The sequence below is a fragment of the Candidatus Uabimicrobium helgolandensis genome (assembly GCF_041508025.1).
Taxonomy (GTDB): domain Bacteria; phylum Planctomycetota; class Uabimicrobiia; order Uabimicrobiales; family Uabimicrobiaceae; genus Uabimicrobium; species Uabimicrobium helgolandensis.
Genome location: NZ_CP165719.1, coordinates 7435091 through 7460070, shown reverse-complemented (window position 1 = coordinate 7460070; position 24980 = coordinate 7435091). Strand labels below are relative to the sequence as shown.

The following is a 24980-nucleotide window of genomic DNA, read 5'->3' as shown; positions in this document are numbered from 1 at the left end:
ATCATGAATAAAATTATTTTATTTTTATTTGGTCTAATGCTTTTTATATGTAGTTGCAGCAGTAACAAACAACAAAACACAGATGAAGGTAATCGTGGTCGCCAATCTCTAATTGAACAGGAAAAATACACTTCTGATCCAACTGGAAATACAGCGATACCAAATTCTAGCTTTGGTAATGCTCGTATTGCATTTTTAACTAATAAAAAAATAAAACGACCTTCAAGAGTACGTGGTCCTCGATTTTTAGGTGTTTCTGATAATAAGGTGTTAAGTACAGTTCTTGTTCATAAAAATAATAAACGCGACTTGATTCTTGTAAAAGAATACAACGGCTATCCTTATGACAGCATTCCGTTATCTGCTTTTAAGTATCGTGCGAAAACACTGAGTTTAACTTTAAATCGTTCTGTTGTAATCATTGAAGATGAGTTAATGGAACAAATCATGGAGCTTGCAGAGAAAAATTTAAAATTTTATAATTATGCCCAAAAAGTATCTGCGGAAGTAGTGAACAGCCCTAATTGGCCTGTAGAAGATACTATGGTTATTGAAAAAAATGGTGAGTACTTCGCTTTGCAAAAACCACAACGCTTAAATCTCGAAAGTGATAATCCTCCTGCAAAAGCATATCTCTCACTGAAAAAAAATCTTCTCCACGCACGTATATCTGGCCATATTGCGCAGATTGTCAATGTAAAAAAGGCACGGCATAGAAGATGAAAAATATAGTATGGTTTTTGCTTTTTTCGTTGTTGATCTCTTGTACTACCAATGAAAAACGTGCCCCTGAGGGAGTGTTAGTTGAGGCAAGATCTTTTTCCGAACCTGTTGCGCAAGATGAGCTGCCTGAAGAAAATTTGCAACAATTACTTATTGATATTCATTCTTCACACAAACCCTTTTTCGCTCTTGTAGAAGATATTATTGATTTAGAAATCGAAAAAGCAAAACCATTGCGCAGTGGTAATACAATTACCATTAAAATTCATGAAGAAAAAGTAGTTGAATTTACGGAAAACTTAGAAAGTCGTTTAGATCGTTATGGTGAAGTAACAGTAAATGCTAATAAGATAAGCATTCGCCCGCGTAAATTACCCAATTACAACTATGTATTGTTGTTCTTTTCTGGAAAAGCTAGTTCTAGTGATTACACAACAGTACTTAGTTTATGCCGCCGTGCCAAGTGGCGTATAATTAGTGAATGGGAACTTACTCATAAAGGGGCTATTGCTATATGGAGTAAAAAGAAAGTTTCTTACGTGAAAAAAGCGTTACAGAAAGTTTTGCCAAACTGGAGCACAAGTACTAATAAACATAAAATAGTTCTGCTTCCAAAAGGAACAACTATTTTATTTAAAATAGAAGATGGTAGTTTGTGGCGGGAAGTTAAACTGGCTTTGTCTACGCGTTTTGATGATATGGATATTAAATATCGCGAGAGTGAGAATACAATGAACATCCTTACTCAGGACTGGCAAGGGTCTGTTACTAAATTGATTAAAGGAATTTTGAAAGAAGATCGTTTGCTTTATCGCATGAAGTTGTCTTTAGATAAGAATAGCAAAACAATTACTATACAAAAAAAATAATCCGGCCAAGACAGGGGATAATCAATCGTAGTTATGGTGTTAATTTTTGATTGAATTTATTAAAAAAGCGGATAAAGTTCATGGCAAACTTTATCCGCTTTTTTATATTTAAATTTGTTAGTCGTTATCGCTAATCAAAATAGCCATTGATCTCGATTTTACTGTGAAGCTACCGTTTGTATTTGGTAGTTGTTGCCAGTTTTCAAGATTTGCAAAATCGCTATTTTCTTTTTGCCAAGAGCGTGCTAAAACTTTCCAATCTCCTTGTGACCAATCACCTAGATTGTTTACGGTAAAGTCTTGCCAATTTTCGTTATAAATCAACATCAAATCGGGCTCTCCCTCTTTTCCCCACCAAATAACAGATAACTGTGTTGGGGTATTGAAAGCCTTGTTTTCCCAACTATAAGTGTATTTGTCGTTATTTTGGTTGCCTTTTTGAGAAGAGTCAGCGTAGGTAGGAAAATGATCGCGGCGAAAATGTGTCCATTTTTTACGCAGCGAGATAAGTTTTTTTGTCCACTGAAATAGTTCGTGTCCGTAACGAGGACCGTTTGGAGACTTACTATTATTACCGTCTTTGAGACTCCAGTCTATCCAGTTGACATTGTTGATGTAGTTTGCACCATTATTTGATTCGTAGTTGTAGGTATTGTGTGCGTCACTTTGTGTTTGAGCAGATGATTTTGTTCGGCCAAATTCATCTCCTTGAAGTATCAGGGGAACACCTTGCGAAGTTAATAAAACACCCATCATTAGTTTTTCACGTTCACGTCTGAGATTTTCATTTCCATTGCTGTCCCAGCAATTGTGAGAACCGTCAGCGTCATTGAAATAGACAACATCGCGCAAAGTGTAACCATCGTGGCAAGTTAGTTTGTTTATGGAGCGCCAAGGTTTGGAAGAAGCTACTTCATTTGGGTTTGCTGTGGTTCCATATCCTTCAAGTAGTCTTTTAAATAAAGCGCGGTCTTTCATTCCAGAAGCAGAAAAACGACGAATATGATCGCGGTATTTACCAAGCCACTTTGTCCAACGATTATTGGAATAATTCCAAGTACCATTGTCCATAAAATTCCACCACTGACCTCCTAAATCCCATGGTTCGGCGTGAAGATGTGCTCCAGCAAATCGTGGATCGTTGTCAACCCAGTCTGCAGCATTGGCGGAGCCATCAGCGAGAATACGCGCTAAGTCAAAGCGAAAACCATCAACACCGTAAACTTTATACCACATAGCTAGCGAGTCGTTTGTCCAGGTTTTGGTGAAGCGGTTACCACCAAAAAATGTGACGTCATTCCCTGTGCCAGTGTTATTAAAGTAGTGTTTTCCATTGGCTGTTGATCTATACATTTGCGTATTGCACAGTCCCATGAAATTGTAATACTTTACTGCAAGACGATTACCATGCTCCCAAGGACTTTGTTCTGCAGTGTGATTATATACTACATCGAGGAAAACAGCTATTTTTCTTTTGTGTAGTTCGCGAACAAGTTTTTTTAATTCGATAACTTGTTGACCTTTTTGGCTTGCATATCTAGCTTCAGGAGTGAAAAAATTTGTGGTCATATATCCCCAGTGATTATAGCGATCTGGAAGATTACCTGTTTCTTCGTCGTACTCCATGATAGGCATTAATTCTACGGCGTTAACACCTAGTTCTACCAAGTGATCAAGTCCTGCACTTAGTCCACCAGGGGTTTTTAGCCCAGAAGCTGCCAGTCCAAGGTATGTTCCGCGTTTCTTCGGATCTAAATTGCGTACACGAGCGGTGTAGTCCTGAACATGAAGTTCATAAACAATAAGATCACGTCGTGCAATTTTTACATACCCAGGATGTGTGTCTTTAGCGTGGTTATACACAATACTCTTACCGCCACCCGCGTAAATAGATTCTTTATTATCACCATAAGGAATCGAAAGAAAAACGCGCGAAAAACTTACATTTTGATTTAAATAGCTATAAGGGTCGTTTAAATAGTAGATGTCGTTAAAATTTAATCCATATGGGGCTCCAGGTCTAACATTATAAGGACCTTTAGCCTTGTACATATAGTGTAGTCCCTCACCAACTCTTTGACCTTTGACTTTTATTTTCCAGTTTTCCCCGTGTTTTTCCATGGGAATTTCTTGTGAGGGCGTTCGATCTTGCTCGTTAGCGAACAATAGTAAGTTTATCTGTTCAGCATGAGGAGAATATACAACAAAGTGAACCCAATTTGCTGCGTCTATGTGTGCTCCATATTTTCCTTCGCGAGATGTTGCTGTTTGTATCTCAGAAAAATCAGCATAAATAGTTGCAATAACAAATAGAGTTAAAAATAAAACTCTTATCACTCTTGTCTCCTATTTCAAAATTTAATGGAAATTTAACAGAAATTTAAATATATTTTAGAATTAGTATAACACAAATTTGCTAGAGGATGTAGAAAGAAATAGCCCTTAACCTACTGTAAAGTAATTTGGTAAATTGTTTGGGAAGAGTGTTGTATTGTTTTATATAAGAAATACGCGATTTTCCTGCTTACAAAACGATAATTCTCGAAAGGAGAGCTTCACATAAAATTGATTTTTTCTAGGACTCCTTAACTACGAGTCGCAGTATAGCACCACAAGTATGGTGTTAATGCCAGGAACTAACGACAATCTATAAAATATGTTTAGCAACGTGACTAAAAAGTACCTCTTATAGAGTACATTTGGAATGAAACCTCTCAAAGTTTATTGGTCGACAAGTTTAAAAAATGGTAAGAAAAATTTTGGAGATTGGTTGTCTCCTGTATTATGCGAAGCAATATCTAATCGCAAAGTTGTTTGGGCGCCTCCACATAAATGTGATTTAGCTGCGGTGGGGAGTATTTTACAAAAATTTACCAAAAATTGGTTACGTAAACCTACAAATATATGGGGTTCTGGCTTTTTAGAGCAGAAACCGAATTTTGCTAGCAAACATACTTTTCATGCGATACGCGGCCAATATAGTGCAAATACTATTACTAATAAAAATATTCAAATACTTGGTGACCCAGGACTATTGTGTTATCTTTTAGCGAACTCCGTACCAGTGAAAAAATATGCTTTAGGTATTGTTCCTCACTATAAAGACCAAGACAATATTATTATAGACGAATTTGCGAAAAATAATAATCATGTAGTTATTATAGACATACTTTCAAATACAGAACTCTTTCTTCAACAGATTCAGGAATGCGAAATTGTTCTATCTTCTAGCCTTCATGGTTTGATTGTTGCAGATACTTTTAAGATTCCCAATGCTTGGATTTGTTTATCTGACTTGGTTCGTGGCGAAGGTTTTAAGTTTCGCGATTATTATAGCGCATTTGGGATAGACAACGTATTACCTTTTACTTTTAATCATAAAACAATACTTGAAGATGTAGAACAAATACCGCGAAACTACAAACGTACTAACCTCGAGAACATACAACAAAAATTATTACAATCGTTTCCGTTTGCCTAAGGACAAAAAAATGAAAGATGATACACTTGTCAAATATATTGATGATACCAATAACTTGCGCATTATTGCAATTGATGCATCGATTACTGTAGATGATGCGCGTATACGCCACCGACTTTTTCCTATTCCTGCTATTGCTCTTGGACGTTTGCTTATTGCTGGTATACTAACCGCGTCAACGATGAAAGACGGAGCAATGGTGAGCTTGAAAGTTGATGGTGATGGTCCTTTAGGTTTTATAAATGTTGACGCTACTTACGATGGCCATGCACGTGGTTATTGCCAGTCTCCTCATTTTGATGTTGAGCACATTGAAAACAGTAAAATTGCTCCGTATATTGGAAAAGGACAACTAAAAGTTGTTAAACGCATAGATCACGAAACAGACCCTTACACTGGTATTGTAAATTTGTATACAGGAGAGATAGGTGAGGATTTAGCTTATTATTTTCTCTCTTCAGAGCAGATTCCTACAGCCATTAGTTTAGGTGTGTATTTTGGGCAAGATGGACGTGTAAAAGGTGCAGGAGGAATTCTTGTTCAAGCCTTACCACCACAACAAGAAAAATTTCTTTCCAAATTAGAAACTATTTTCGCAAAATCACCTTCAATAACCGATTTAGTGCTAGATGGTGCTGATGCTGACGCTATTGTCCAAGCTTATCTTCCTGGATTTGATTTAAAAAGACTGGACTCTAAAGTTCCGATGTTCAAATGTTTTTGCCAAAGATCGCGCTCAGAAAAAGCACTGATTTCACTGGGAAAAGAAGAGTTGAAAAATATTTTGCAAGAAGATGGCGAGGTCGATATTACTTGTGAATACTGTGGGCAACATTATATTTTTAGCGAAGAAGATTTACAAAAGATGATTGACGAGATGTAAGTAATACGGTTGTAGTGGCCCGAATTATCACTATAATAGCAATTATTCGGGCCACCACTCTTTAACGAATTAACGCGCTCTATGTAGATTCATTTAAATATTTCTTTATTATATCACTTGTAACTTCTGCAAAATGTGGGCGAGAAACGTCATTATGGATCGTTCCTTCTATTTTATGACATGTGACGGTTGTTGCTAATTCTTGGAAACGTGCTAATGCTCTTGCGCCTGTCTTTTTTTCAGAACGAATATAAATAATTTCTCCTTCGTGAGATTTAGGTTGATAACTATCGCGCATAATACGTAACCTATCGCGCATTTTTTTCTGTAGCTTCGTTCGAGGGTTTGATACTTTTTTCGCTTTACGTTTGAGATTGTCTTTTATACGTTGTATTTTTCTGCGAATAAAATTAATATCAAGTATTAGTAGATGACCAATAAACTCTACGGCTTTATATAGATTTTTAATCTTACGGCCTATTCGTTTGAGTTTATGTTTTCTACGGGTTTTGTATTCTTTCATTCCAGGAATATTAATAGCATCCATAATAAAAACAAGTTTTACTTCATTTCCTTGTTCGCGAAGTGTTTTTGCTACCTCGTAAGCTACAAGTCCTCCCATACACATTCCTCCTAAAAAATATGGCCCTTTAGGTTGTATACTTTTCATTTTCTCAATATGATAGCGCGCCGTTTTCTCAATCGAAGCGAATTTATCTAGCTCGTGGGTTCGAATGGTGTAAGTTGTTGCCGTACCATCAAGACATTTACATAGGTGATGATAGCCTATGGGGTCTACACCGGCAGCATGGAGAAGAAAAACAGGAGGGTTTTTTTCTATTTTAGTATTCATTTGAATAATTATTTGATTTGATGCTGTTTCTAGGTTACTTATGGCTTTTGCGAATTGCTTTATGGTTGGATATGTTAACATAGTCGCTAGAGGCAATTTCTCATAGTTCTCTTTGTCTATTCCTAAAAGGTTGCGAATTTCGGTTATTACTACAATCACTAGTAATGAATGTCCACCTAAAGCAAAAAAATCATCTTCTACGCTTATTCTTTCTATCTGTAAAGCTTTTTTCCATATAGCGCAAATTTTCTTTTCCATTTCTGTTGATGGGGGAATAAAATTTGCTTCATGTATAAGTTCGTGAATATGATAGCCTGTTATTTCTGGCCTTTTTGAGGCAATGATTTGCGGGTAGTTTAGTCGAGGTATAGTTAAAACAGCTTTTATTGCTTGCTCGGTGGAAAGCCCATTTTGGGCGTCGCGCCGGATGAGTTCGGCAACATCTTTGGGGATTTCCTCTGCTATAGAAACAGGGAAATCTCGCCAAACATCCCAATTGATAGAGGTTATTCGTAAATTATTAGTAGAGTGTTTATGAGCAAAAGTGTCAAGATAGGCATTTGTAGCAGCATAACTAGCTTGACCATAGCGACCAAAGAGAGAAGTAAGAGAAGAAAACAAAAAAAGGAAAGAAGATGACGTTGTCTTTAAAATATCTACAAGGAGTTGGGAGCTTTGAGTTTTAAAGAGACTTTTGTTATCAATGATATTTTGTGAATTTAATAGACCAAAATGTTCTCTAGCTCCTGCACAGTGCATAGCGCCATATATATTGCCTAATTGGTTTTGTATTTTATCTATAGTTTGTTGTACTTGATTTTCATTATCTAAAGAGGTTTCGAAGACAGCAACTTCAGCTCCGTATTCTTTAATTTTGTCAAGTGTTTGCTGAGCCTGCTTGGAAATATTATCTTTAGATCTAGTGGTGATAGCGATCTTTACCTTTGCTTTTTTTGCAAGGGTAGTAGCAATATGAGAGCCAATGTTACCAAAACCACCAGTGATGAGATAAACTTGGTTGTCTTGTATGGATATTTCATTAGTTTGAATATATTGATAAGTCGATTTATAACGCTGGTTACCAACGTAAACGACATTTTGTTGTGGTAAACGGTGTTGTAGTTCGCGAAATATGCTTTCAGAAAAAGGTTGATCTTGTAGATCTACACAGGCGTAACGAAGTCCTGGATATTCAAGAGGTAGAACACGCGAGGCACCAACAATAAGAGCATTTTCAGGGATTAAATTTTTATTGCTAACTGGGAAAACATTGCGACACAGTGTAATTATTTGTGCTTGTGGTAAATAAGTAGAGAAAGCATTGATAAACTTTGCAAAAAACTCAACATTGGAATGAGCATAGATAATATTCTTGAAGTTGAAATTAATTTGTTGCAAATAACAAACAAGTTGTTGGTAGTGTTGTTGATTATTGTAGTCGATAACGATGTTGTGTTTATTTGCACTAAATTGCTTGGCATGGGTTATTGCAATTATTTTAGGATGTTGAAAAGCAATTGTGTTGTCAGCGAATAATAGGTAAGTTTGGTCAATATTTTTCTCAGGTAAACTATCTGTTGATACCCACTTCAAAGAGTGGATAAATCGTTGTTCTTTATCCAGTTCTTGAAGAGCAAGGAAGTCGGTTTTTCCACTATTTGTACTAGGAAATTGGGAAATGGTAAATATTTTTTGCGGAATCATATATTCTGCTATTTGAGTTTGTAGGTACTGTTGAATATCTTTGTTATTAATTTTATCATCAACTAATAGATATGCTTTGAGTATATCGTCGCAAAATATAATGGCCGCATCTTTGACCAAAGAGTGTTTACGTAGAGAAGTTTCAATTTCTAGTTTGTCAACACGATAACCTCGAACTTTAATAATGGCATCTGTTCGGGCAATAATTTCCAGTTGCTGTTGACTATTATATCGACCGCGATCTTCCGTTTTGTAAAGAATACCATCACCAAAAGGATTAGGGATAAACTTTAAAGCGGTACTGACGGGGGCCATGTAGTAATTGCGTGCAATTTCATTGCCTTCAATATAAATGTCACCAATAGCTCCTTGTGGAACAGGTTGCAAATATGGGTTAAGAATATATATTTTGTTACTTCCTACGGCGCGACCAGCAGGAGTGTTTTTGGGAAGATTATCCGCTTGTTGAGGGACCTCGTAAAGGCTTACTCCCGCAGTAGTTTCTGTTTGACCGTATATATTTAAAAAACGTACCTGAGGAATTAAATTTCGCCAAGAAGTAACAATATCCAAGGAAAGTTTTTCTCCAGAGGTAGCTATTTGACGGATGCTGTGAAGGTCGAAAGTTTTTTCTGATGCAAGTAATACCTGAGCACATGTTTTACAGTACGAAGGTACAAAGTCGATAACAGTGACTTTATGCTTGGCAACTTTATAAAATAATTCTAGAGGATCACGCACTGTATTTGCCTCAACAATGACAAGTTTTGCTTTTTGGATAAGTGGTGTAAATATTTGACGAATGGCAGCGATAAATGAAATCGAAGCGGTAAGAATACATGTATCGTTAGGGGTTATCGCCAATGATTTCGATATAGTTTGAACCTTGGAAGCTATATTGCGATGGGTAATGACAACACCACTCGCTGATCCTGTAGAACCGGATGTATAAATAACAAAAGCTGCTTGATTATCGTAGAGTACCTGCTTTGGTATTTGCGTTTGTTGGTATGTTATACAGTTCTCAATTGTTATTACTTGTTGACAATCAATGTTTTTTTGTATTTGTTTATTACAAAGAACAACTTGGGCTTTTTCAATAATACTTTGCTCTTTTGTACTTATAAAATCGGGATTAACTGGTATGCATGTTCCACCGCTTTTAAGTATGCCAAGCATTGCTACGATTGAATCAATGGAAGGACTGCTTAAAAGAACAACCGAGTTTTCAGTTTTGACTCCTGCGTTTCGTAGCGCATTACAAACATTGTTAGAGAGCACATCTAATTGTGTGTATGTGTATTCTTTACCACTCCCAAAAAGTGCTATTTTATCTGGAACAGACAATACACTTTCTTGAATTAGGTCGATAACAGTCTTCTCTTTGTACTGCATGTCTTTATGTAAAGCCGGCAACGTGCAATTTTCTATACGTGACATTTTAAGTTGATGGATTGTACGATCGGGAGTATTGGCAATGCTTTCTAATAATTGAATAAAATTTTTTGCCATACCTTCTATCGTTTTACTATTAAATAAATCAGTACTATATCGAAAAGTCAGACTTAAATTCTCACGCCGTTGAATATACATCGTTATATCAAATAACGTAGTCGAAGTTTTTGTTGGATACAGCGCAGATGATACCCCATCTAAATTTTTCATTGTATGTATATTATCTATATCAAACATATTGACAAGTACTTGAAAAATAGGATTGCGACTGTTATCCCTTATAGGATTAAGATCCTCGACGAGTTTTTCAAATGGATAGTCTTGGTATTGATATGCTTCTATTGTGACTTGCTTCACTTTTTGTAAAAAATCTAAAAAACGCGGGTTACCACTTAGATCGTTGCGCAAAACAAGATTATTGACAAAAAACCCTACAATATTTTGAGTATTACGGTGGTCGCGATTGGCAATGGGAGAACCTATAACAATATCATTTTGACCACTATAACGACTAAGTAGAATATTAAACGCCGTAACAAGAGTCATGAATAACGTACAGTTATTATCTTGAGCTAAGGTGATTATTTTTTCTTCTAATTGTTTATTTATCGTTATTTTATAAGCTGCTCCTGAAAAACTTTGCATTTTTGGACGTGGTTTGTCAGTAGGCAACTCTAAAATAGAAATGTCGCAACATTTTTGTAGCCAATATTGTTGTAGGTAATCTGTTTTTTGCTGTTCTTGCCATGCACAAAAATCTCCATAACATAATTTTAGCAGCGGTAGTTGATGCTCTTTTTGCGCCTTGAGACTATTATAAAATTCTACCAGTTCGTTCCAAATAATATTCATTGACCAATAATCATTTAGTATGTGATGGGTAACTATACATAATATATGTTTACTATGAGATAAGTGAATTAGTTTAAAACGTACTAGTGGAAACTCTGTTAGAGTGAAAGGTTTTTTTACGACTTTGTCTATTTCATTTTGTATTTGTTGATCACTAGTTCCTTGCCCCATATTCACAATAGCCAAAGGAATCTTTTTATTGTGAATAATTTGTACAATATCGCCATCTGTTTTTTTGTGTAGCGCTGTTCTCAATGTAGTTTGCCGTGCTACTAATTTTTCTAAGGTTAATTGCAAAATTTCTCTGTCAATTTTACCTTCGAGAAGCCAGTTTTTACTCATATTATAGAAAGAACTTTTTGGTTGTAGTTGTTGTGAAAACCACAATTGACGTTGTATAGATGAAAGAGGATACTCTGTGAGATTCAAAGGGGTAATGGATGTTGATTTTTGATGATTATTGGTAATTATTTGGGAAATTTTTTCTACTGTTGGTGCCTGAAATATCATGTGAAAAGGGAGTTCTAGGTTAAACATTTCGTTTAGATCACTGATAATTGTAATGGCGATTAGTGAATGTCCACCTAGTTCAAAAAAATTATCATGTATACTTATTTTTTTGCATTTGAGATTTTTTACGAAAGCTCTTGTTACAAGTTCTTGGGTAGTATTTTGGGGGGCCAGGAATTTCTTAGGAGTTTGACTTGAAATACGCGAATTAAAATCACCTTTTGTAAATTGTTTTTGTAATTGAGAACGCTGTACTTTACCTGTTACTGTACGTGGAATTTCTTGACTTGTAATAGGGATAACGTATTGTGGAGTGAAACCAAAATGCTGTTGTATAGAACTGTGGATTGTTTTTATGGTTTTGTGTATATAATCTTTGTTCTCTAAATCAGTCTCAAAAAAAACTAAGAGGCTGTCTGTTTCACTATTTTCTAAACGTATTCCGCAGGCAATAATACTTGCATCGTTAACAGAACTTTCGATTTCGCTACAGTTATAGTTTTTTGCATTGATGATAATAATTTCTTTTGTGCGACCAGTAATATACAAAGCCTTAGCATCAATGAATCCCATATCACCTGTTTCCATCCAGTTGTCCGCGTTGAATAGTTTATCATGAGAACATTCTCCATAGTAACCTGCTATACATCCTTGGCTTCGAACTTGAATTTTACCTTCTTGTTTTTCTAACAATATTTTATTTTGCTTGTTAACAATGCGAATGGATACGCCTCTGCTAGGCATACCAACACTTTTGAGCTTCGGAGGATTGAGAATCTCTTTTTCATTATAAGTGGCGCGACCACTTATATTACCCATTTCCGTCATACCATAACTTATAGCGATGTTTTTTAGTTTTAAACCATAAGGTTTCATTTGTTGATAAAAATCAGAAACTGTTTTGCTATTGATTGCCTCACCACTAATTCCTATATGTTTGACACACGATAGATCCCATTTTTGCTGTGGTTGTTGCTTCATATAATCTAAAAAATGCCGTAAAAAAGAATTAGATACCACTGCGTTTGTTATGCGGTAGCGATTGATACATTCAAACCATAATAGAGGCTTTTGCATCATTAGATAAGTTGGAATATAAAATTTAGTTTGTAAATTAGGTATTGCTAAACGCATTCCTGATATATGATGCAATTGATGCCAATATACAAATGATTGTGTTTTTATGGTATTTGTTATTTCGAGAAGTGGAACAATGAGCGTATGTTGAGTGTGTATCGCGAGCTTTGATTTCCCTGTTGTACCAGATGTCATTAACATTACCAAATGATCACTTGCTTGCGATGAATAGAGCTCTGTGTGTGGCTCAAAATCTTGTGCTTTTTGCAGAGATTCGATAATGATTTTTTTTTGATAAAGTTCTTTAAGAATACTGTTATCGCTATATATTTTTGTGCTTTGTAGTATTTTAGATATATTGTCAATTGCTTGAACATTTTTATCGTAAATATTATCTATTGCTGGCACTGGAACTATGATAAATCCACCCCAAGCGCATGCCCAAAAGGCAGCGATAAAATCAGCGATATTACTTGTGTCAACTAATATGATATCCTGCGGTTTGTGACCTGACTGGCGAAAGAAATGCAGTATTCTTCGTGCAAAATCAAATAATTTTTTATAGGGATATACTTTATCGAAACCATTTATTTGGACGACAATAAATTTACCATCAATAAAAATTTGCTCTGCTTTTTCTAGGTAAGTAGCAAACGTATTATAGTTATGTGCCCTTTTTTCTCCATGAATAAGCGCTTGGGATCTCTTTTCCATTTTGGAACTCCTAGATATTTCTAATCTTTTATTACCTATTTTATGTGATCGCAAATTATAGATGTTTTTCGAATAAATAGAGTAAAGAAGAATAAATAAAAACCGCTTGTCTAACCATCAAAAGTATCTTAAATGAAAAAATTTGCTAAAGCAATTTTTTTTAATAACATCCAAAAAATTAGATCCGATTTTTAAACTTTTTGTTGTTGTTCAATATATGAATTGTAAATACTCTTGTAAAAGTATAAAAAATTTGCTACAGATGTAAAAAGCTACTGTTTTGATTAGGACTTGTCTTGGGTTCTAAATTTGTGAGCGCGACGCCGCCCCTAACGACAATTTAGGTATCGATAACAAAGAATATTGACATGTCAAACAGATAAAGTACAAAGGAGATTTTTTTGATTGAATTTGGTAAAGGGTACCTCTCAGGAATTAATTTAGTAGATCCCAAAATCCATGCAGATATTAATTTACAAAAAATTTGGAAATATATTAGATCTGTGCAACCTATAGTATGGCATCCGACGGAGCAAGGTGGATTTTGGGTAGTTTCTAAATATCATGATATACGTAAGATACTATCTGATAACGAGCATTTTACTTCTGAACATGGTAACTCTTTAGATTCACTGCTTGCTGGTAGAAACCCTGCTGCAGAAAAAATGCTGACATTCTCCCAAGGAGAACGACACCTAGCTATTAGATCTGAGATCTTAAAGTCTTTAAAACGCTTTACAATGCAAAGAATAACTAAAAACATAGAACATAATATCAGAAAACGCGTAACTGACATTTTGGACACCCAGTGTGATTTAGCTGAGGATTTTGCCAAAGATATTGTCCTTGAAACTATTTGTAACTTAATGGGAATTGAAAATAATCAACAAAAAAATGAGTTACACTCTCTTTCCGCCAAAGCTCTTTCTTCTGTAAACCGGAATGCTACAGTTGAAGAATCAGCAATTGCTCGTAATGGAATTTTAATGTTATTTGCAAATATTGTTGAGAAACGAAGATCTTCTCTGGGCGATGATCTAGTTAGTACACTTATAAAAATAGAAAAAACAAAGATAAATATTTCTTTTGAAGAAATTCTTTACAACTGTTATATGCTTTTTTTGGGCGGAAACGAAGAGCCTAGAAATGCAGTTGTTGGAATGTTAAAAGCACTATCTGAAGACTCTATTCAGTGGCACCAGTTGAAAAATAAAGAAATAAATATTGACGAAGCAGTGGAAGAAATTTTACGTTGGACAACATCTCTTTCTCATTTAGGTAGAACTGTCGTAAAAGATGTATCAATTGGTAACCAAACCTTTAGATCAGGTGAAATAGTTTCCTTATGGATTAGTTCAGCAAACTTTGATGAAGAAGTGTTTTCTAATCCGTATTCTCTAGTGTTAAATCGCTCAGATAACGCGCACTTAAGTTTTGGACATGGTAATCATTATTGTTTAGGCGCTAGTTTGACAAGAACGATTATAACAAAAATGATAACTGTCCTAATTGATTTAGTAGAAACAATTGAAATCCGAGGAGAAATTAAACCTGTATACTCAAATTTTCTGTCTGGCATTTCTTCATTACCTGGATGCTTACATAGTTGTAAATATGAATAGAACAATTCTTTTAGGTAAATAATATTTATCCTGGATTAGAAATATCATTGTTTTTTTGAGAAATTATTTTTTTCCAATGATCGGTAATGAAGCCATTATATTTTTCAGTTACCATTGACATATGTGCTCCCGGCGTCCAAACAACTTCAACTTCGACATATTCTTCCCATCCCCAAGTAACTTTGTATTCTCTATTCGTTTCCTCTGCGCGGTATAAAATTGTTGGAATGGGATACTTTTTTTCTTCTGGCTTATAGATAATTTCGCTTTGCGTTTTGTATATTTTAAAGTGGGTTTTAAGATAGTTGAGATTTTCATCATTTGTAGGTGAGTCTGAAGTAATTTGTTCGTATGTTAGATTTTGTAAATCGCTGTACATTTCTTTATATAGAGATACAAAACGGGAGAATGCATTTTTATTTGCTTTTTGGATTTTAGGTGGTGTGTCAATAATAATTAATTTATTGATTACTTCTCCGCGTAAACACAGTTGTCGTGCTATTTCAAAAGCGATTTTTCCTCCAAAGGAGTGCCCTCCCAGTATGTACGGACCGCAAGGTTGAATTTTTCGGATATGACTAATATAATACTCTGCCATCTCCTCGATACTTTCATGTGGTTGCGCCTTTCCGTCAAATCCTAATGGCTGTAAGGCATAGCATGTTTGAATAGCACTCCATTTATTTAAAAAATTGCGCAAGTATAAAGCGGCTCCTCCAATTCCTGGAAAACAAAAGAACGGAAGTTTTTTTTGCGATGAAGAAAAACATATAACAGGTGACCATTTATATGGTTGTTGATAATCTGATTCTGCTAAATATTTGGCGATTTTTTGAATAGTAGGCTTTTCGTACAAATAGTTTAGAGGTAAATCTATTGAAAAATTTTGTTTTATTTCACTGATTAATGTAATTGCTAAGAGAGAGTGTCCCCCAAGCTCGAAGAAATTATCTTTAATGCTAATTTTTTCACGATTTAGAATTTTTTTCCATATGAGTTCTAATTGTTTTTCGTTGTGATTGCTTGCGGCTACATGTACGTGGGATATTTGTTTATTTTGTGTAGGTAACAATTCATAATCGATCTTACCATTAATTGTTAAAGGCAAAACTTCCAATTCAATAAAAGAATGAGGTATCATATAATGTGGTAAATATGATGATAGCCACGTACGAAGCTGCGATATATCAAATTGATTTTTCAGGATAACATATGCTACTATTTGTTTTGAAATGGATTCTCTTACTCTGACAACTGCTCTGTGTATTTGAGGATGCTTATGTAGTTCATGCTCAATATGATTCAACTCAATGCGAAAACCGCGTATTTTAATTTGATTATCTATACGTCCTAAAAAATCGATGTTACCATCAGGTAACCAACGCCCGATATCCCCTGTTTTATACATTTTAGATTCAGGTATAAAAGGATTTTTAATAAATTTTTGCTGAGAAAGTTCAGGATTATTGTAGTAGCCGCGTGCCACTCCATCTCCACCAACATAAATTTCACCCTTTATTCCAATAGGAACAGGTTTTAGATTTTCATTTAATATATATACGGTGGAATTAGTAATAGCCTTGCCTATTGGGATATCTTGTATATGTAGGCCATTAATACAGTAGTATGTACTAAAAGTTGTGTTTTCTGTTGGCCCATAAGCATTATTAATTATAAGATATGGGTAGCTGCGATGTAGTTTATTTATATGTTGCTGTGAAAGTCGTTCTCCTCCTATCAAGAAATTTTTTATTTTAGCAAATGCTTCTATAGCATAATCTATTAATGAGTCGCCCAATCTTGCTGTTAAAAACATAATAGTAATATCTTTAGTTACTATAAATTTTGATAGTTTTTCGATATCTTGACATTCCTTTTTATCTACAATACATAGTTTGGCCCCATTTAGCAATGCACCCCATATTTCAAAAGTAGCTGCATCAAAAGACGGAGAGCTTGCGTGCAAAATAACGTCTTTAGGTGAAATTTTAACATAGTTAGTTTCTTTTACTAAACGAACTACATTCTTATGTTCTACTGCTACTCCTTTAGGTACGCCAGTAGAACCAGATGTAAACATAACATATGCAAGATTACTTGAGTTTATTTCCACAGAAATATTTTTGTTGTGCTTTGCAGTTACACCATTAATATCAAGTATTTTTACTTTACTATTTTTATATGTTTTATTTGTAGACAAAATTATGTTCGTTTGCGATATTTCAATCATATTTGAAATATGTTGTTCTGGATAGCTCGGATCTATAGGAAGGTAGGCAGCCCCTACTTTTAGTATGCCAAGCATAGCACTGATAAAGTCAATAGAACGTTCTAGCATAACTCCAATAATTTGTTCTTTATGAATACCTTCATTCATTAAAAATTGAGCTATTTGGTTTGCTCTATAGTGTAATTCTTGGTATGTAATTTTTTGCTTTTGAGTTAGTAGTGCTGTGTTGTTAGGTTCTTTTTTTACTTGTTCTTCAAAGAGCTGCGTTATCGTTTTATATGAGTTGAAATCTGCTCTTCTACTGTTAATTTCATGTCCACCAAATTCACAAACTATTTTGTTCTGCTCTTCGTTACTTAACAAGTCGAGGTTTACTATTTTTTGCGACGGCTTAGCAATTATATTTTTTAAGAGCTCTGAAAAATGATTCGCGAGGCGAACTATCGTTCTCTCTTGAAAGAGATCGGTGCTGTACTCAAATATACAACTTAAATCTTTGATTCTTGACATGTGTAAACTCAAGTCAAATTTGGTGGTAGTACTTGGCTTTTTATATGGTCTAACGTCTATATCTAATAAATTGACTTGTTTTTCATGACGAAGATCTGCTAGGTTAATCCATACTTGAAAAATAGGGTTATAACTTAAGTTTCTTTCAGGGTTAATATCTTCAACTAACTGTTCGAAAGGATAATCTTGGTTCTCGAAAGCGCCGAGACATGCCTCTTTGACCTTTGATAATAAATCTTCGAAAGTTAAACTTTCTTCGAAAGCAATGCGCAGCACTAATGTATTGGCCAAAAAACCAATTACATTTTCTAATTGTCCATGGTGGCGGCTAGCTATTGGTGTACCAACAGTGATATCGTTTTCACCACTGTAGCGTTTTAGCAAAATGCTGTAAACGGCTAAAAGCCCCATAAATAAAGTACAATGGTTTTGATGTAGAATGGATTCAAATTTCTGTAATATTTCTTCTTCAATTTTGAATTGATAGCGCGCTCCTGCAAAACTTTGCTTTGCGGGACGAAGGTGATCTGTTGGCAATTGTAGTATGGGTGGTAAAGATGAGAATTTCTCCAGCCAATATTTGCGTTGGTTCATAAAAAGATCATTTTGCTTTTCTATTTTTTGTTGTTCCCAAGAACAAAAATCTCCGTATTTGATATCGATATTGGAAAGTCGTGCGTTTGTATTGTTGACATAAGAATTGTATAGGGTTACCAATTCTCGCCACAGAATATTTAAAGACGAAAAATCACTAATGATATGGTGCATAATTATACATAAAAAATAGTGTTGAGAGTTTATCTTGAATAGATAACAACGTACAAGTGGAAATTGTTCAGGATCAATGAATAATTCTTTGGTTGTTTCTATTCTTTTCGTGGCCTCCGTGCGAGAAGAAACATTTTCAATTTCTAACGGAATGCTTTTATTTACTATTTCTTGTACAACTTGCCCATCTTTTTGAAAGTGGAAGTGCGTTTGCAATGCTGTTTGTCGATTTACTACAGCATTCCAAGCTTTTTTAATGCAATTTTCATGAAGCTCTCCACATAATTCTCTTACAAAAGACATATTGTAAACAGAACTTTCTGGTTCTAACATGTTTAAAAACCACAAACGTTTTTGGGCAGAGGAAAGAGGGTATTTCTCTAAGTAAAGAGGTGGAATTAATTCAGCTTGTTGGCTTTTTTCTAGTAACCGAGCCATGTGTTGTACAGTAGAAGCTTCGAAAACAGAATGTAAAGGGAAGTCAATTAGAAAGGTTTCTTTAATACGTCCCACTAAAGCAATAGCAAGTAAAGAATGGCCTCCAAGAAGAAAAAAGTCATCATCGATACTAATCTTGTCAATACTAAGAAGTTCCTTCCACACAGAAATTAGCCTTGTTTCCCATTTATTTTTTGGAGTAATTAATTTACGTTTAAGTAGAGAAAAACTAGGTGCGGGTAGTGCTTTGCGATTGACTTTACCACTAGATGTTACAGGTATTTCATCCAATTCAACAAAATGAGAAGGAATCATGTAGCTCAAAAGTTTCTCTTGTAGCCACTGACGTAAACTAGAAATAGATATTCTATCCTTAACTACAGTGACAATATAGGCAACAAGTTGTTTATTGTTACTTTTATCTATTCTTGAGACAACAATAGCCTTTTCAATATTTTGATGTTTAAGAAGTGCTGTTTCAACCTCACCTGGTTCAACGCGAAAACCGCGGATTTTGATTTGTTGATCAGAACGGCCAAAAAATTCGATATTTTTATTTGGTAACCAACGTGCGAGATCTCCTGTTTTATATAGATAACTATATACTTTACTAAAAGGATTTTTTACAAATTTCTCTTTAGTCTGTTGATGTGAATTTAAGTATCCTTTGGTAACACCAGAACCTTGAATGTAAATCTCTCCAGTGATACCTACAGGAACAGGGGTCATATTATTCCCTAGTATGTATATATTTGTGTTAGTAATTGGGCGTCCAACAGGAATAGTTGCTGGTATATTTGCTAGTGGTATATTGTAAGTAGCTACTGGTCCAGAAGTTTCTGTTTGGCCATAAATATTAATAAATTTGACTTTATCCTGAAGAAGAGCGTACCATTTCTTGGGTATTTCGGGAATTAGAATTTCACTAGCTGAAAGTAAAAGTCTTATATTACTATTTTGTAAGTCTTGTTGGTCATTAGATGTTAAATTTGTAAGTGTTTGCAAAAAACTTAAGTAGTAAGATGGTACTAAATCGATAATGGACACATTATTTTTGCGAATAATTTTTAAGAGTGTTTTGGGATTTTGAATTTGTGGTGTTGTGGCAACAACAACAGTTGCACCAACGGAAAGAGTTAAGAAGAACTGTCGAATAGAAGATGCAAAAGTAAAGGTGGCTGTATGTAAATAGCAATCACTAGGAAGTACACCAATTCTTTGTTGCAAAGACCGACGATTGTGAAACATCGAAAAATGTTTAACGGCAACAGCTTTTGGTTGACCTGTAGATCCTGAAGTATAAAGTATATAGGCTGTATCATTAAGAGAATTAATGTTAGTTAAATTGTTGCTATTTACATTTTCAAAAATAGAAGGATCTTCTATATTAATCAATATCTTTTCTTTATGTAGGTTTTGGTTCTGGTAATTTGCGGCGAGTAAAATTCTGGCATTGCAAGTTTGTATCATATATGAAATATGATCTTTGGGGTATGATGGATTGACAGGCATATAAGCTGCACCAGATTTTAATACACCTAGAATACAAGCGACCATATCAATAGATCTGTCTATGATAATGGCAACTGTTTCTCCGGGCTTTGCTCCTTGTTCGCGAAGAATTCTTGCAATCTTATTTGCTTTAATGTTTAAATCGCGATAAGAGATTTGTTTATTTTCGCATATCACTGCTATATTATTTGGTGTTTTTTGAGTTTGTTCTTCAAATTGCTCATGAAGAGTTTTTTCTTTTCCATATTTTTTTTCGTTACCACCATATTCATCCAGTATATATTGCTGTTGTTGTGAGTTTAACATTTCTATTCGAAAAAGGTTTTGATGAGGATTGCTTACAATATTTTCAAGTAATGTATTAAAATGTTGCGACATTCTTTGAATAGTATTTCGCAAAAATAAATCGGTATTGTAACGCCAATTTAACTTTAGTGTTTGCTCACTACGAATAAGTAAAGTGAGATCAAAGTTTGATGTTATAATCTGTTTTTCAACATGAGAAACTTTGATATTTTGTAGTATATTCTGCGGAGTATATTCTCCTAACATGTTAATAGAAACTTGAAAAATAGGGTTATAGCTTGTATTTCTCTGAGGATAAATATCTGCAACTAATTTTTCAAATGGATAGTCTTGGTGAGTATATGCTTCTAAACATGTTGTTCTTATCTTTTGTAAATATTCGAGAAAACTTTGTTTTTGATTTAATTGATTGTAAAAAACTATAGTATTTGCAAAAAAACCAATATTATTTTCGATATTACCATGGTGACGATTTGCTACAGGAGAACCAACAACAATTTTGTTTTGTCCACTATAACGACTTAGTAATAATTTGTATGTCGCGAGTAATACCATAAATAAGGTACAACCGTTTTCTTTTGCAAGCTTTTGTATTTTTTCTTTTAAATTTTTATCAACAGTAGAACTAAAAGTATCTCCTGAAAAATTTTGGTATTTTGGGCGCGGTTTGTCTGTCGGTAATTCTAAAAAAGATGGTGAGTCTTGCAGTTTTTTTATCCAATATCTCTTTTGTTTTTGAAAGTTTTTTTGGTTTTCCCAAACACAGTAATCTCCATATTGAATTTTTAGTTTTGGAAATTGTATTTCTTGTCCACTAAGTAAATTATTGTAAGTATAACTAAGTTCTTTCCAGAAGATTTGAAAAGAAACATTATCTACGAGTATGTGATGAATAACAATACAAAGTATATGTTCTTTTTTTGATAGTTTAATTAACTTTAGACGTATTAATGGGAATTCTGTTAGATCAAAAGGGGTTCTGATTATTTTGTTTATTTCTTCTTGAATATTTTGCTTTTTACAGAGATGAACATATTCTATTGTAACGTTTTTTTCGTGGATAATTTGAGTAATTTTGTTACCACTATATTCTTTCAATGAGGATTTTAGAATTTGTTGTTTGCGTAAAACTTTATCTAAAGCAAGTTGTAAATATTCTTTGTTTAGTTCGCCTTCTAGTTTTTTTATACGCAAAATATTATAAGAAGTGTTTTGTGGTTGTAATTTTTGCAAAAACCACACTTGACGTTGCATGGATGAAAGTGGGTATTCTGAAAGACCTAGGGCCACTATAGGTGTTGCTGTTTGATGTTTTTCACAAAAAAACTGCGTAAATTTATCAATTGTAGGGGCTTTAAAAATACTATCTAGAGGTATGTTTATTTTGAATTGCTCTTTTATTTGCCCAATGAGTGTGATCGCAAGTAAAGAATGCCCTCCTAACTCAAAGAAATTATCAGTGATGCCAATCGGTGAAGTTTGCAGCACCTTTTCCCATATAAGGCATAGTTTTTCTTGCAGTAAAGATCGAGGTTCTTTAGATGTATCTTTCTTTACTAGGTCTGTAAATTGCGATTCTCGTAGGGCTTTTCTATCTACTTTTCCATTTGGAGTATGTGGAAGTTCTTGTAAAAAGATAAATTTTTGAGGAACCATATAACGTGGTAGTTTTTGATTGAGAAAGGCAATTATTTGCTGTTTAATTTGTTGATCATGCTCTTGATTTCGGAGTGAAATATAAGCAGTGAGTTGTTTGTTTTTACCTAGACCTTTTACCAAAACACAACTTTCTTTTACGGAAATGTATTCTCGTAAACAATTATTGACTTCATCGAGTTCAATACGAAAGCCACGTATTTTGACTTGACTGTCATTGCGCCCAACGCAGACAATTTCACCATTAGGAAGATAATAGCCAATATCACCTGTACGATACATTACTCTTCCTGAGTTTTTGCAAATGAGATCGGGAAGAAATCGCTGCGCAGTCATTGTGCGGTTCTTAAAGTAGCCTTGAGCAAGACTTTCTCCGGCAATATAAATTTCTCCTTGCGCACCTATGGGAACTTCATGTAATTTCTCGTCGAGAATATATATTTTTGTATTAGCAATGGGTTTTCCAATGACAATTTTTTCACAGTTTATTACTTCACTATAGGTAGCCCAAACTGTTGTTTCTGTTGGACCGTACATATTCCATAACTTTTTACACTTTGGTAAAAAAAATTTCGCTAGGTCAGAGGATAAAGCTTCTCCTGTACTTATTATAGTGACATTTTCGTTATGCCAGTTACATTCCCGCAGCGCAGATAACATTGCTGGTGTAAATTGAGTAAAGGTAATATTGTGTTGAAAAACACAACTTATAATTTCTTTCGGAGCGTAACGCATTTGATCGTTCGCTATGACGACACTACCTCCTACCGACAATGGCAGAAAAATTTCGACAATAGAAATATCAAAAGAAATAGTTGTTAAAGCAAGAATGGAGTCTTGGCAAGTAAATAGGAATTTGTTGGCGGTAAATTGTAGAAGATTCGCAATCGATTTATGAGAAACCATTACTCCTTTAGGGAGCCCTGTAGATCCAGAGGTATATATAATATAAGCAAGAGGGTTATTTGAAGTTTTACGAGTGAAAAAATCAGAGCATTCACTGATAATTTGGTGATCTCTGTCTATGCATATTTTATTAGTACAGTGCAAATTTTTTGCAAGTTTTTCTTCGGTAATAATAGTGTTTATTTGGGTGTTCTTTATCATGTATTCTAAGCGAATTTTAGGATAATTGGGATCTAAAGGTAAATAAGCGCGACCACTTTTCCATATAGCGAGTAAAGTAGCAATCATATCAATACCGCGCTTCATATATACGCCTACTACTGGCGTAACATTTTGTTGTTGCAGAAAATTAGCTAATTGGTTAGCCATTTTGTCAAGACGCCGATAAGTTATTTTTTGGTTATTCATGATCACAGCAATATTTTGCGGTGCTTTTGTTATTTGTTCATTCCATAAATCAATAAAGGTATGAGTGAGGTTAAAATTTTTCTCTGTATTATTAAAATTTCTGAGTAGTTGTTTATCTACTTTTGAAATTTTTTCAATCTGTTTAAACCAATATTTTTTATCTTGCATTCGTTGTGCAGAGAAATGCTGAGGGACAGAAATCTTTAATGTTGAAAGTGAATTATTTAACTGGTCCTTGGCAAATTGCTGCATAATGTCTTTTATATTTTGCAAAATATACTCTACATATTCACTACCAAAATACATCGAATCATATTCTGCTTCAATAGTTAAACTTCCACTGTTTGTTGCGATTAATGTAAATGGATAGTGGGATTGTTGCCGTAATGAAAAGTGAAAATTTTTTGCTTGCGGATATTTATTTTTGATAGCTTGATTGAATTCATAATTTTCGAAAACGAGGCTTGTATCGAAAAGTGGCCGAGAATTATTGCACCATTCAAAAACTTTGGAAAGAGGTGTGTGTTCATAAATACGTAAATCTATCGAATAATCGCGTATTTTTTTTAAAAACGCTTTTTGCGAACCAGAAGCTATTTCGACATTGACAGGTAAAGTGTTGATCATAAGACCAACGATGTCTTCACTTTGTTCTAGTCCTATGTGACGGCAAGCGCGAGTAGCACCAAATGTAACTCTATTTTTTCCTACACATTGCGCTAAAATTATTGACCACGCTCCTTGAAACAATGTGTTTAATGTTAAATCATACTTTTTGGCCACTCGTTGTAATTGTTGTGTGGTCAGTTTGTCGACGGTCACTTTTTGAGTTGCATGTTGGCCAGCAATGGTTGCTTGCAAGTTGTCAACGATTTTGCTCTCGATAAAATTTTGCTTTTGAAAAAATTGTTTGGCAATGGAAAAATTATTTTTTTTTATCCAGTCGCTATATAAACGATAACTTTGGGGAGTAGGAAGTGAAAGTTTTTTCTGATGGCATAAACAATTATAAATTTCAAAAAATTCTTTTACTACAATTAAGCGCGAACGTCCATCTAGCAAAATATGTGGAAACGTCCAAATAAAATGATATTGATCTTCTGAAAATTGAAAAATTGTGAAACGCATAAGTGGCGTTTTATCAAATTCAAAAATGGTTTGACGATCTTTCTCTAAGAAATCTTCGAGTAGTTCTTGTTGCTGTAATTTAGATAACTCTTGATAGCTTTTTATTGAGAATGTGATATCAATATTGTCGTGAATTTGGTAGATCTCTTTTTCAAAAAGAAAACTACTGCGTAAAATTTCGTGTCGTTGTGTTAATATTACCCAAGCGTTTTTGAAGTTTTTTAAATTAATTGTTTCTTCTATACAACAAATAGTTTGTTGTATATATGTTCCAGATTGTGTCAGTGTATAAAAAAGCATACCTTTTGTGAAAAAAGATATTGGGCTACGTGAATTCATTTTATTCTCCACGATTGAGTTATCTAAATTAAATTA

Annotated in this window: 8 protein-coding genes; 5 read left to right on the top strand and 3 right to left on the bottom strand. The window is 34.3% G+C overall.

Annotated elements, in window-relative coordinates; all coding sequences use genetic code 11:
- The first annotated feature begins 3 nt into the window (after positions 1-3).
- Together UABHE_RS27530 and UABHE_RS27525 are read left to right on the top strand one after the other, a co-directional pair.
- Positions 4-723: a hypothetical protein gene (locus UABHE_RS27530; RefSeq protein WP_372366528.1), complete on the top strand. Its 720-nt coding sequence runs from the start codon at positions 4-6 to the stop codon at positions 721-723.
- Positions 720-1592: a hypothetical protein gene (locus UABHE_RS27525; RefSeq protein WP_372366527.1), complete on the top strand. Its 873-nt coding sequence runs from the start codon at positions 720-722 to the stop codon at positions 1590-1592. The genes UABHE_RS27530 and UABHE_RS27525 overlap by 4 nt, the downstream gene beginning before the upstream one ends.
- A gap of 117 nt (positions 1593-1709) precedes the next feature.
- On the opposite strand, the gene UABHE_RS27520 is transcribed toward UABHE_RS27525, so the two are convergent.
- Positions 1710-3929: an alpha-amylase family glycosyl hydrolase gene (locus UABHE_RS27520; protein WP_372366526.1), complete on the bottom strand. Its 2220-nt coding sequence runs from the start codon at positions 3927-3929 to the stop codon at positions 1710-1712.
- Positions 3930-4296: 367 nt separating this feature from the next.
- On the opposite strand from UABHE_RS27520, the gene UABHE_RS27515 reads away from it, so the two are divergent.
- Positions 4297-5073, top strand: coding sequence for a polysaccharide pyruvyl transferase family protein (locus UABHE_RS27515; protein ID WP_372366525.1), 777 nt, complete (start codon positions 4297-4299; stop codon positions 5071-5073).
- A gap of 10 nt (positions 5074-5083) precedes the next feature.
- Positions 5084-5956, top strand: coding sequence for an Hsp33 family molecular chaperone HslO (gene hslO, locus UABHE_RS27510; protein WP_372366524.1), 873 nt, complete (start codon positions 5084-5086; stop codon positions 5954-5956).
- Between the two features lie 79 nt (positions 5957-6035).
- On the opposite strand, the gene UABHE_RS27505 is transcribed toward hslO, so the two are convergent.
- Positions 6036-13121, bottom strand: a complete 7086-nt coding sequence (locus tag UABHE_RS27505) for an SDR family NAD(P)-dependent oxidoreductase (protein ID WP_372366523.1) — start codon at positions 13119-13121, stop codon at positions 6036-6038.
- Between the two features lie 401 nt (positions 13122-13522).
- Between UABHE_RS27505 and UABHE_RS27500 the strand changes: the two genes are divergently transcribed.
- Positions 13523-14743 carry a cytochrome P450 gene (locus UABHE_RS27500; protein ID WP_372366522.1) on the top strand — a complete coding sequence of 407 codons (1221 nt, stop codon included), beginning with the start codon at positions 13523-13525 and terminating at the stop codon, positions 14741-14743.
- Between the two features lie 25 nt (positions 14744-14768).
- On the opposite strand, the gene UABHE_RS27495 is transcribed toward UABHE_RS27500, so the two are convergent.
- Positions 14769-24944 carry an amino acid adenylation domain-containing protein gene (locus UABHE_RS27495; RefSeq protein ID WP_372366521.1) on the bottom strand — a complete coding sequence of 3392 codons (10176 nt, stop codon included), beginning with the start codon at positions 24942-24944 and terminating at the stop codon, positions 14769-14771.
- Positions 24945-24980: the final 36 nt, after the last annotated feature.